Origin of the sequence: Streptosporangium sp. NPDC049644 (assembly GCF_040675205.1) — a bacterium.
Taxonomy (GTDB): Bacteria; Actinomycetota; Actinomycetes; order Streptosporangiales; family Streptosporangiaceae; genus Streptosporangium; species Streptosporangium fukuiense.
In genome coordinates this window covers 1-10500 of sequence record NZ_JBFAOJ010000025.1, presented here as the reverse complement: position 1 = coordinate 10500, position 10500 = coordinate 1, and the positions used below count along the sequence as shown (strand labels likewise).

Annotated in this window: 10 protein-coding genes; 7 read left to right on the top strand and 3 right to left on the bottom strand. The window is 70.3% G+C overall.

Going from position 1 to position 10500, the window contains the following annotated elements; genetic code table 11:
* The first annotated feature begins 6 nt into the window (after window positions 1-6).
* The 7 genes from AB0J58_RS16690 to hydA all read left to right on the top strand — a co-directional run bounded on the left by AB0J58_RS16690 (window position 7) and on the right by hydA (window position 7079).
* Entirely contained in the window at window positions 7-1605 is a 1599-nt protein-coding gene (locus AB0J58_RS16690; RefSeq protein WP_364216150.1) for an ABC transporter substrate-binding protein, read from the top strand.
* Window positions 1606-1679: 74 nt separating this feature from the next.
* Complete coding sequence (locus tag AB0J58_RS16685) at window positions 1680-2735, top strand: ABC transporter permease (RefSeq protein ID WP_364216147.1); 1056 nt, start codon at window positions 1680-1682, stop codon at window positions 2733-2735.
* Complete coding sequence (locus tag AB0J58_RS16680) at window positions 2732-3601, top strand: ABC transporter permease (protein ID WP_364216144.1); 870 nt, start codon at window positions 2732-2734, stop codon at window positions 3599-3601. The genes AB0J58_RS16685 and AB0J58_RS16680 overlap by 4 nt, the downstream gene beginning before the upstream one ends.
* Complete coding sequence (locus AB0J58_RS16675; protein ID WP_364216141.1) at window positions 3598-4458, top strand: ABC transporter ATP-binding protein; 861 nt, start codon at window positions 3598-3600, stop codon at window positions 4456-4458. The genes AB0J58_RS16680 and AB0J58_RS16675 overlap by 4 nt, the downstream gene beginning before the upstream one ends.
* Complete coding sequence (locus AB0J58_RS16670) at window positions 4455-5258, top strand: ATP-binding cassette domain-containing protein (protein ID WP_364216138.1); 804 nt, start codon at window positions 4455-4457, stop codon at window positions 5256-5258. Before AB0J58_RS16675 ends, AB0J58_RS16670 begins: the two co-directional genes overlap by 4 nt.
* Before the next feature lie 10 nt (window positions 5259-5268).
* Window positions 5269-5673: a gamma-glutamylcyclotransferase gene (locus AB0J58_RS16665; protein ID WP_364216135.1), complete on the top strand. Its 405-nt coding sequence runs from the start codon at window positions 5269-5271 to the stop codon at window positions 5671-5673.
* Window positions 5670-7079 carry a dihydropyrimidinase gene (gene hydA, locus AB0J58_RS16660; protein WP_364216132.1) on the top strand — a complete coding sequence of 470 codons (1410 nt, stop codon included), beginning with the start codon at window positions 5670-5672 and terminating at the stop codon, window positions 7077-7079. Before AB0J58_RS16665 ends, hydA begins: the two co-directional genes overlap by 4 nt.
* A gap of 51 nt (window positions 7080-7130) precedes the next feature.
* On the opposite strand, the gene ccrA is transcribed toward hydA, so the two are convergent.
* The 3 genes from ccrA to AB0J58_RS16645 are packed head-to-tail and all read right to left on the bottom strand — an operon-like array spanning window position 7131 to window position 10380.
* On the bottom strand, window positions 7131-8390 hold the full coding sequence (ccrA, locus tag AB0J58_RS16655; RefSeq protein ID WP_364216129.1) for a crotonyl-CoA carboxylase/reductase: 1260 nt from the start codon (window positions 8388-8390) through the stop codon (window positions 7131-7133).
* A gap of 49 nt (window positions 8391-8439) precedes the next feature.
* Window positions 8440-9810 (bottom strand): aminotransferase class III-fold pyridoxal phosphate-dependent enzyme, encoded by a 1371-nt coding sequence (locus AB0J58_RS16650; protein WP_364216126.1) that lies wholly within the window; start codon window positions 9808-9810, stop codon window positions 8440-8442.
* Window positions 9811-9816: 6 nt separating this feature from the next.
* Complete coding sequence (locus AB0J58_RS16645; protein ID WP_364216123.1) at window positions 9817-10380, bottom strand: amino acid synthesis family protein; 564 nt, start codon at window positions 10378-10380, stop codon at window positions 9817-9819.
* Window positions 10381-10500: the final 120 nt, after the last annotated feature.

The following is a 10500-nucleotide window of genomic DNA, read 5'->3' as shown; positions in this document are numbered from 1 at the left end:
ACGACAGTGCATCGACCCCCCGCCACCCCGGTGGCACGTGGCCGCAAGGGCACGCTGGGCCTGACCTCAGTCCTGCTCGTCGGCGCGCTGGCCCTCGCGGCCTGCGGCCAGAGCGCCTCGGGCGGCTCCGGCGGCTCCGACGTCCGCAAGCAGACACTGATCATCGCGGAGAACGAGCCGCCGGCCACCTTCGACCCGGTCCAGGCCGACAACTCGACCGTCGACGAGGTGTCCATCCCCGCCTACGACACCCTGGTCAAGTACGGTAAGGGCGGCGTGCTCGCCCCCGCCGTGGCCACCGAGTGGACGTTCTCCAAGGACGGCAGGACTCTCGACCTGACGCTCCGCGACGACGTGACCTTCCACGACGGCACCAAGCTGACCGCCGCCGACGTGAAGTACACGATGGACCGGATCAGCAAACTGCAGATGGGCGTCGCGTCGCTGCTGACCGCCTACGACTCCGCCGAGGTCGTCGACGACACCCATCTGACGATCAGGCTGAAGCAGTCCTACGCGCCGTTCCTGGGTGCGCTGTCGCGGGTCTACCTGCTCAACTCCAAGCTCGTCCAGGCCAACGCGGGCTCCGACGACGGCCGCCAGTGGCTGGCGGCCAACGGCGCGGGATCCGGGCCGTACAAGCTGGCCGGGTACACCCCCAACCAGGAGGCCAAGTTCACCCGGCACGACGGCTACTGGGGCGGCTTCACCAACCAGGCCAAGGACGTGGTGATCCGCTACCTGCCGCAGGCGACGACCCAGAAGACCGCGCTGAGCAACGGTGACGTGGACATCGCGATGGACATCGACCCCAACGACTGGGCCGGTCTCGAAAGCGCCGGCCACGTGGTGGACAAGGCCGACACCAACGTGCAGCTCTACACCTTCTTCAAGATGAAGGACTCGCCGACGGCCGACAAGGCGCTGCGCGAGGCCATCACCTACGCCTACGACTACGACCAGCACCAGTCGGCCATCCTCAAGGGCGCGGGCAAGAAGGCCGCCGGCGTGCTGGCGGGCACCATGGCCTGCGCCGACCCCACGGTCGCGCAGGCGGGCTACGACCTGGAGAAGGCCAAGAGCGTCCTGGACGCCGCCGGTCTGAAGAACGTCACGCTGACGATGAGCTACCTCAAGGCCACCGCCGAGATGGAGCAGGCGGCCACGCTGCTCCAGTCCAACCTCGCCAAGATCGGCGTGAAGGTCGAACTGTCGGCGGTCACCTACCCGCAGTACGTCGAGATGCTCAAGAGCAACGCGACCACGCCCGACCTCGGCATGATCTACGGCTTCCCGCCCTACCCGGACCCGGACTCGGTGCTGTACCTGCAGTTCGACTCGAAGTTCATCAACAACGGGCAGAACAGCGGCGGCTATGACAACCCGAAGGTCGACAAGCTGGTCGAGGACGCTCAGAAGCTGACGGACATCGAGGCCCGCTGCGCCCTCTACAAGGAGGCCCAGCAGACCATCGCGGCCGACCACCCCTCGATCAACATGTCCAACCCGCAGTACGTGACGGTTCACCGCAAGGGGCTCACCGGCTACGCCTATGACCCCGCGCACCACCAGACCGTGGACGTCTACCAGGTGCAGGTCGGCTGACCCGCCGGGCTCGGCGCGGACCGCCGCGCCGAGCCCGCCCATCATCGGAGATCACCACTGAGGGGAGGTACCCCATGGCTCGTTTTCTGCTACGGCGGCTCGTGACCAGCGTCGTCGTTCTGGCAGGCCTGGCCGTCGTCACCTTTCTGATGACCCAGGTACTGCCCGGCGACCCGGCCAGGACCGCCGCAGGGCGTAACGCGACCGCCGAACAGGTGGCACAGGTACGGATCCAGCTCGGCCTCGACCAGCCTCTGTGGCAGCAGTTCACGGGGTATCTGGACCGGCTGCTCCACGGCGACCTGGGCATCTCGGTGTTCACCCAGCGGCCGGTGCTCGACGACATCGCCGCCATGCTGCCCTCCTCGGTGGAACTCGTGCTCGCCGCGATGGCGATCAACATCGTGGTGGCGGTACCGCTGGGCGTGTACGCCGCCTACCGCCGAGGCCGGTCGGCCGACATCGCGGCCCGGCTCATCGCCCTGCTGGGCGCGGCGGTCCCGGTCTTCTGGCTGGGCCTCATGCTTCAGCTCGTCTTCGCCGCGGAACTCAGGCTGCTGCCGCTGACCGGCCAGCTCGCCTTCGGCCAGGACGTGCCGAGGATCACCGGGATGACCTCGCTGGACGCGCTGCTCGGCGGGAACCTGGCCGCCTTCGGCGACGCCCTGCAACACCTGATACTTCCCGCCCTGACGCTGGCCGCCTCGTTCGTCGCGGTGGTGGCCCGCACGGTGCGCTCCTCAATGATCACCACGCTGGACTCCGACTACATCACGCTGGCCCGGGCGACCGGCGCCTCGGAGTTCCGTGTGGTGGTACGGCACGGCCTGCGCAACGCCATGGTCCCGGCCAGCACGATTCTCGGCATGCAACTCGGCTGGATGCTCGGCTCCACGGTCCTGGTGGAATCCATCTTCGGCAGGACGGGCATCGGCGCCCACGCGGTCGCCGCCGTCCTGCAGAGCGACCTCTACACCGTGATCGGCACGGTTCTCGTGATCGGAGTGGTCTTCGTGGTGGCGAACATCGCCGTGGACCTGGTCCAGCTCTGGCTCAACCCGCGGCTGCGCAGGACGAAGCGCCGCACGGGCGAGCCGGCCGTACCCGCTCTCGCGGAGGTGAACGCGTGAGCGCCGGCGCCACGGCGCACGCCGGCACGCGCCGCCGCGTCCTGCCCCGCGTCCCGATCGTCGAGCGCGCCGCGGTGACCGTGGCCGTGGCGATGGTGCTCCTCGCCGTCGTCGGGCCGTTGATCGCGCCACACGACCCCTACGCGGTCGACCTGTCCAAGGCCCTGCTGTCCCCCTCGGGCGACCACTGGTTCGGCACCGACGCCAGCGGCCGTGACGTGCTCAGCCGGGTGCTGTCCGGCGCGCGGGTCACCCTGCCCGCCACGATGATCGTGATCGTCGCCGCGGCGCTGTTCGGGACCGTGGTCGGCACGGTCGCCGCCCTCGGCGGGAAGGTCGTCGACGAGGTGCTGATGCGGATCACCGACATCGGCCTCTCGCTCCCGTCGATCATCCTGGCCCTCGGCCTGGCCGCCGCGCTCGGCTCCGGCCTGCAGTCCGCGGTGATCGCCCTCTCCCTCACCTGGTGGCCCGGCTACGCGCGGCTGGTGCGCACGCTGGTCCGCGACGTCAAGGACGCCGAGTACGTCGACGCGGCCAGGATGCTCGGCGTCTCCAGGACCCGCCTCGTCTTCCGGCACATCCTGCCCAACGCGCTGAACACCCTGTACGTGCAGACCACGCTGGACGTCGCCGCGGTGATGCTGGTCATCTCCGGCCTGTCCTTCGTCGGCGTCGGCGCGCAGGTGCCGTCCGCCGAATGGGGGGCGATGATCGCCGCGGCGGCCAACAACCTCACCAACGGCTGGTGGGCGGTGGCCTTCCCCGGCCTGGCCATCATGCTGACCGCGATCTCCTTCAACCTGCTGGGCGACTGGTTGCGGGTGCGCAACGACCCGACGATCCGCGAGGGGGCCGGCCGATGACGGACACACCACTGCTCGCCGTACGAGATCTGCGGGCGAGTTTTCCCGGGCCCGAGGGGCCGGTCGAGGTCGTGCACGGCGTCGACCTGGAGCTGGCCCGCGGCGAGAAGGTCGCGCTGGTCGGCGAGTCCGGCTCCGGCAAGTCGGTCACCGCGCGAGCCGTGCTGCGGCTGGACGCCGGCGCCACGCTGACCGGGCGGATCGAGCTGGACGGCACCGACCTGCTGGCGCTGCCGCCGCGCCGGATGCGCGAGATCCGCGGTTCGGGGGTCGGCCTGGTCTTCCAGGACCCGCTGGCCTCGCTCAACCCGGTGATGACGATCGGCTGGCAGATCACGCAGCCGCTGGTCATCCGAGGGGTGTCCAAGAAGGTCGCCAGGCGGCGCGGTGTCGAGCTGCTCTCCCGGCTGGGCGTGCGCGACGCCGAGCAGCGTTTCGACGACTACCCTCACCAGTTCTCCGGCGGGATGCGGCAGCGGGTGGTGATCGCCATCGCGATCATCGCGGAACCCGCGCTGCTCATCGCCGACGAGCCGACCACCGCACTCGACGTGCGGGTCCAGGCGCAGGTGCTGCGGCTGCTGCACGAGCTGGCCGACGAGCGGGACATGGCGGTCCTGCTGATCACCCACGACCTGGGCATCGTGGCCGGGTTCGCCGAACGGGTGGTGGTGATGCGCCACGGCCTGGCGGTGGAGAGCGGCCCGGTCGAGGAGATCTACGCCCGGCCCCGCCACCCCTACACCAGGGCGCTGCTCGCGGCCGTGCCCCGGATCGGGGGCGACCTGTCCAGGCCGCTGGCCACCGTCGGCTCCGCGGTGGAGACGGCCGAGGAAGGGACGGTGAGCCCGTCATGAGCGAGCCCCTGCTGCGGGTGCGGAACCTGGTCAAGACGTTCGAGGGCAGGCGCGTGCTGGACGACGTCTCCTTCGACATGATGCCGGGCGAGGTGCTCGGCCTGGTCGGGGAGTCGGGCTCCGGCAAGTCCACCACCGCGCGGTGCGTGGCGCGGCTGACCGAACCCGACTCCGGCCGGGTGGAACTCGGCGGGCGCGACGTGCTGGCGGCCGGCCGCGGGGAGCTGCGCTCCCTCCGCCGCGAGATGCAGATGGTGTTCCAGGACCCGTACTCGTCGCTGAACCCCCGGATGACCGTGGCCCAGTTGCTCGAGGAGCCGCTCGCCGTGCACGGTCTCGAACCGGACCGGCGCCGGCGCAGGGAGCGCGCGGCGGCCCTGCTGGAGACGGTGAGCATGTCCGCCGAGCACCTGGACCGCTATCCCAGGTCGTTCTCCGGCGGGCAGCGCCAGCGCATCGCCATCGCCCGGGCCCTGGCGGTCGAGCCCCGGCTGCTCATCTGCGACGAGCCGATCTCCTCCCTGGACGTCTCGGTCCAGGCCCAGGTGCTCAACCTGCTCCGGGACCTGCGGCTGCGGCTGAACCTGTCGATCCTGTTCATCGCGCACGATCTGGCGGTCGTCTACTACCTCTGCGACCGGATCGCGGTCATGGAGCAGGGACGGCTCGCTGAGATCGGCACCCGGGAGCAGGTGTACGGGGCGCCGGAGCACCCCTACACCCGGTCGCTGCTGGCGGCCGTCCCGATCCCCGACCCCGCCGCCGAGCGTGCCCGCCGCGCGGCCGAACCCCAGTACTGAAGGAGGACCCGTGGAGAATCTGCGGATGTTCGTCAACGGCCAGGCGATGTCGGGCGGCAGCCTGAACACCGCGCTGAGCGGCGCCCGGTTCGTCGGCCCCGTCGAGACCGCCCCCCGCTACCGGTTCTACTCGGTGCGCGACGAGTTCCCCGGCCTGTACCCGGTGACCTCCGACGGGCACGCCGTGCCCGGCGAGCTGTACGAGGTGAGCTACCGGATCCTGCGCGAGCACCTGCTGCCGAACGAGCCCGAGGAACTGGAGCTGAGCGTGATCGAGCTCTCCGACGGCAGCGGATCGCTGTCCATGCGGATGCGCGACGGGGCGCTGACCCTGCCGGGGGTCACCGATATCAGCACGGCCGGCGGCTGGCGCGCCTATCTCGCGTCCGGCCGGACGCAGGGCGCGACCGGATGAGGGACGCCGAGCTGGTGGTGCGGGGCGGCACGGTGGTCGAGGCGGGCTGGTCCGCCCCCGCCGACGTGTTCGTGGCCGGCGGCGTCGTCGTCGCCCTGGCCGAGCCGGGCACGCCCGCGCCGGGCGGCGCGACCGAGGTCGACGCGACCGGGCGGCTGGTCATGCCGGGCGGGGTGGACCCGCACTGCCACGTCGGCTTCACCTCCGGCGACTTCACCTCGCTCGACGACTACACCAGGTGCACGACGGCCGCGGTGTTCGGCGGCACCACCACGATCGTGGACTTCGCCATCCCACGGCCCGGCCAGGCACCTGCCGACGCGGCGTACGCCCAGCGGGCCAAGGCCGATCGGGGACTGTGCGACAGTGCCCTGCACGCCTGCGTCGTGGAGTGGGACGAGACCGTGCCCGACCAGCTCGGCGCGCTGGTCGCGGACGGCATGCCCACGGTGAAGATGTTCACCACCTACCGCGGCGAGACCATGGCGGGCGAGGACACCATCCTGCGGACCATGAGGACGCTGCGCGACCTGGGCGGCATGGTGGTGATCCACTGCGAGGCCAACCACATCATCGAGGACACCCAGGAGCGGTGCGCGGCGAGCGGCAGGATCGGCGCCGAGCACATGGCCGCGACCCGTCCCGAACTGGCCGAGACCGCCTCGGTGGCCGAGGTGCTGGCCATCGCCGAGTCGCTGACGGCACCGGTCTATTTCGTGCACCAGTCCACCGCCGAGGCGGTCGAGCTGGTGGCGGCGGCCAGGCGGCGCGGCGTGCCGGCGTTCACCGAGTCGGTCGCCCACCACCTGGTGCTGGACGACGGCAACTACGACGGCCCCGCCCCGGAGCGGTTCGTCTGCTGCCCGCCGCTCCGCTCCCGCCAGGCCGTCGACGCGCTGGGACGCCACCTGTTCACCGGGGAGATCACCACGATCGGCAGCGACCACTGCTGCTACGACGTGGCGCAGAAGGAGTCGCGGCGCACCGACGTGCGGGCCATGCCCAACGGCCTGCCCGGGGTGGAGACCCGGCTACCGGTGATCTTCTCCGAGTACGTCGCCGGGGCCGGGCTGCCCGCCACCCGGTTCGTCGAGCTGACCGCCGCCAATCCGGCCAGGACCAACGGCCTGTACCCGCGCAAGGGCACGCTGATGCCGGGTTCGGACGCCGACATCGCGATCTGGGATCCGGCCGCCCGGTGGCGGGTGAGCGCCGGCGACCTGCACATGGCGACGGACTACACGCCGTACGAGGGCATGACCCTGACCGGCAGGCCGCGGACCGTCCTGGTCGGCGGCCGGGTGGTGGTCCACGACGGCGTCCTGATCGACCCCGTCCCCCGCGGCCGGCACCTGTCCGCCGGGCCGATCTCGCTCACCCCGGCACTGGGGCGCACGGCCCCGTGACGACATCGCCCCGGCCGGTGGTGGTCACCGGCCGGGGCGTCTCGCGGCCCGCTACTCGGGCTTGGCGCCCACCAGGGCGACGGAGTTGCCGAAGACCTGCTCACCGCGGCCCATCTCGGCGTGCACGCGGGGGAGGTCGGTGAACTCCACGACGCGCCCCAGGCACGGGTCGATCTTTCCGGCGATGACCAGGTCGTTGTAGGCGACGGCCTGCGCGTCGTTGGTGCCGTGGCTGCCCTGGAAACGCTTCTGCCGGGTCCAGTGGTAACGCAGGTCCACCATGGCGTCGAAGCCTGTGGTGCCGGCGCAGATGACCACCATGCCGCCGGGCTCGCAGACCATGATGCTGGTCGGCACGGTGGCGGCGCCCGGGTGCTCGAAGACGATCGCCGGGTCCTTCCGCTCGCCGACGATCTCCCAGATCTTCTTGCCGAAGGCGCGCGCCTGGCCCAGCCACTCCTTCTGGCCCGCCTTGTCGTCGACCAGCGGCGGGATTCCCCAGTGGCTGTAGTCGCCGCGCTTGATGTAGCCGAGCGCGCCCTTGGCCAGCGCGTACTCGCCACGCTCGTCGTCGGAGACCACCGCGACCGGCTTGGCACCGGCCAGGTTGGCGAGCTGGATGGCCTGCGTGCCGAGACCGCCGGAGCCGCCCCAGACCAGGACCACGTCGCCCTCCTGCACGGTGTTCCCCTCGAAACCGTGCAGCATCCGGTAGGCGGTCGTGCCGACCAGGGTGGGCGCCGCGGCCTCGGCCCAGGAGAGGTGGCCGGCCTTGGGCAGCACCTGGTGGGCCTGCGCCCGGGCGAACTGCGCGAAGGACCCGAAGTTCGTGTCGTAGCCCCAGATCCGGGCGGACGGGGCCACCATCTGGTCCTTGCCCCGGAGGATCCAGGGGTCGTTCTCGTCCCAGTAACCGGGGTGCACGATGACCTCGTCGCCGACGGCCACATTGGAGACCTCGGAGCCCACGGCGTAGACGATGCCGGACGCGTCGGAGCCGCCGATGTGGAAGTCGTAGGGCTCACCGGCGCGCTGGCGCAGCCCGATGACGTCGACGGGGTAACCGCGGGCCGCCCACACGTTGTTGTAGTTGACCCCGGCCGCCATAACGGCGACGAGGACCTCGCTGGGGCCGAGCGGCGGGACCTCGATGTCCGTCTCGACCTGGAATGCCTTCTCCGGGTCGCCGAACCGGTCCTGCCGTACGACCAGCGCGGTCATCGTCTTCGGAACCTCGCCGATCGGCGGCAGTTCTCCCAGCGGGACCGCCCTGTCGGTCGTGCTGACCGATTCGCGCTTCATCTCGGACATGCGTATTCCTTCGTACGTTGAAATCGAGAACTACGGGCCGGGTGACCCGTCAGGCCTGCTCCGCCGCCTCGTCGGCGAGGGGCAGCACCTTGTCGAGGACGTCCACCGCGAAGTCGATCTCCTCGCCGGTGATCACGAGGGGCGGGGTCAGCCGGAGCACGTTGTTGTTCGCCGACAGGTACAGCCCCAGCTTCTTCGCCGCGGCCACCACGGCCGTCATCGGTGCGGCGGCCGCCCCGGTGGCGTTGAACGGGACCAGCGGCTCGCGCGTCCCACGGTCGGAGACCAGTTCGAGTCCGTAGAACAGGCCGCGGCCCCGGATGTCGCCGATGCTCACGTGCCTGTCGGCCAGCCGGTCCAGGCCGAGGCCGAGGCGCTCGCCCATCTCACGGGTGTTGGCCAGGATGTTCTCGTCCTGCATGGCCTTGATCGACGCCACGCCGGAGGCGCAGGCCAGCGGATGGCCCGCGTAGGTCAGCCCGCCCCAGAACTTGTTGACCATCAGCCAGTCGGAGATCCGCTGGTTCACGACCATCGCGCCGAGCGGGACGTAACCGGAGTTGAGGCCCTTGGCCGTGATCAGGATGTCGGGGGTGACGTCCCAGTGGTTGCAGGCGAACCATTCCCCGGTGCGGCCGAAGCCCGCCATCACCTCATCGAAGATGAGGATGATTCCGTACTTGTCACACACCTCGCGGATGGACCGTAGATAGCCCTCGGGCGGGTAGATGAGCCCGTTCGTCCCGGTGACGGTCTCCAGGACGACCGCGGCGACGGTGTCCGGGTTCTCGTACTGCAGGATCTCCTCAAGGTGCGGACCGCCGGAGCAGACGGGGCACGGGTCGGGGTGGCCCACCGGGCAGCGGTAGGTGTAGGGGTCGAACATGCGCACCACGCCGAAGGAACTGGGCTCGGCGGCCCAGCGTCGCGGGTCGCCGGTGAGCGCCATGGCGCCCGCCGTAGCCCCGTGGTACGAACGGTAGCGGGCGACGATCTTGTGTCGCCCGGTGACGTGCCTGGCCAGCCGGACGGCGTTCTCGTTGGCCGCCGCGCCGCCGGTGGTGAAGAAGGTCATCTTCAGGTCGCCGGGGGTCAGTCCGGCGATCAGCTCGGCGAGCTCGGCGCGTGACCGCTCGGCGTAGTTGGGACCGATGTAGCACATCCGGTCCGCCTGCTCCTTGATCGCCTCGACGATCCTGGGGTGCTGGTGTCCCAGGTTCATGTTGACGAGCTGCGACTGGAAGTCCAGGTACCTGTTGCCGTCGTAGTCCCAGAACCAGGAGCCCTCACCGCCGGCGATGGGGGCGGCGTTGACGCTCCCCTGCGTCGACCAGGAGTGGATGACGTACTCCCGGTCGGCGGCCTTGATGCGGTCGGCGGTCCACTCGTTCGTGTCCACGACCCTGTCCGTGATGGTCATTCTCGCCTACTGTCCTGCGGTTTCCGCACCGAAGACCGCCAGCCGCGCGAGCGGGCGACCGGCGCTCGCCGCGACGCAGCCCACCAGGATCTCGCCGGGCAGCGGTGCGCCGGGGACCTGCAAGGTGATCGTCTGGTGGTGTGAACGGGTCTTCGAGTCGGTCTTGTGCTTGAGGGGCACGTCGATGGGGTCTCCGGGCAGGCCGACCTTCTCGGCGGCGGGCAGGAGTTCCGTCCCGCCCGCGGCGTTGCGGAAGACGTTGCCGAAACGCAGGTTGTGGATGAGCGCGGAGCCGTGCTCCACCTCGCCCGCGATGCCGACCAGCGCCACCTTTCCGAAGGCCTCGACCTCGGTACCGAGGAGCTCGACACAGGCCGGCCCCACCAGCTCGCCGATCTGCTCGCCGACCTCGTCCGCCAGCGTGACCAGGTCTTCGACGTACCCGCTGCCGTAGGGGTTCTCGATGACAATGCCGACGAAGGCCACCCGGTGCACGGGGTCGACCTCACGGCCGTTCTCAAGGTGGGTCTCTTCCAGGTGCCGGATGGTCTTTCTGACCTTGATGCTCATGTTCTCCCCTTTAATGGTTCATCTATTGAACCAGCGGTTCAGATGGTATGCAAGTGGTGCCGTGGCCTGTCAAGAGTTGACCGCCGGTCCCCTCGCGCGCCGCCGCGGGTTCGCGGCGGC

Excerpts from the sequence above, each read along its gene's own strand:
- ccrA (WP_364216129.1), bottom strand. The coding sequence starts at position 8,390 with ATGTCCGAGATGAAGCGCGAATCGGTCAGCACGACCGACAGGGCGGTC.
- AB0J58_RS16650 (WP_364216126.1), bottom strand. The coding sequence starts at position 9,810 with ATGACCATCACGGACAGGGTCGTGGACACGAACGAGTGGACCGCCGAC.
- AB0J58_RS16675 (WP_364216141.1), top strand. The coding sequence starts at position 3,598 with ATGACGGACACACCACTGCTCGCCGTACGAGATCTGCGGGCGAGTTTT.
- AB0J58_RS16685 (WP_364216147.1), top strand. The coding sequence starts at position 1,680 with ATGGCTCGTTTTCTGCTACGGCGGCTCGTGACCAGCGTCGTCGTTCTG.
- AB0J58_RS16645 (WP_364216123.1), bottom strand. The coding sequence starts at position 10,380 with ATGAGCATCAAGGTCAGAAAGACCATCCGGCACCTGGAAGAGACCCAC.
- hydA (WP_364216132.1), top strand. The coding sequence starts at position 5,670 with ATGAGGGACGCCGAGCTGGTGGTGCGGGGCGGCACGGTGGTCGAGGCG.
- AB0J58_RS16670 (WP_364216138.1), top strand. The coding sequence starts at position 4,455 with ATGAGCGAGCCCCTGCTGCGGGTGCGGAACCTGGTCAAGACGTTCGAG.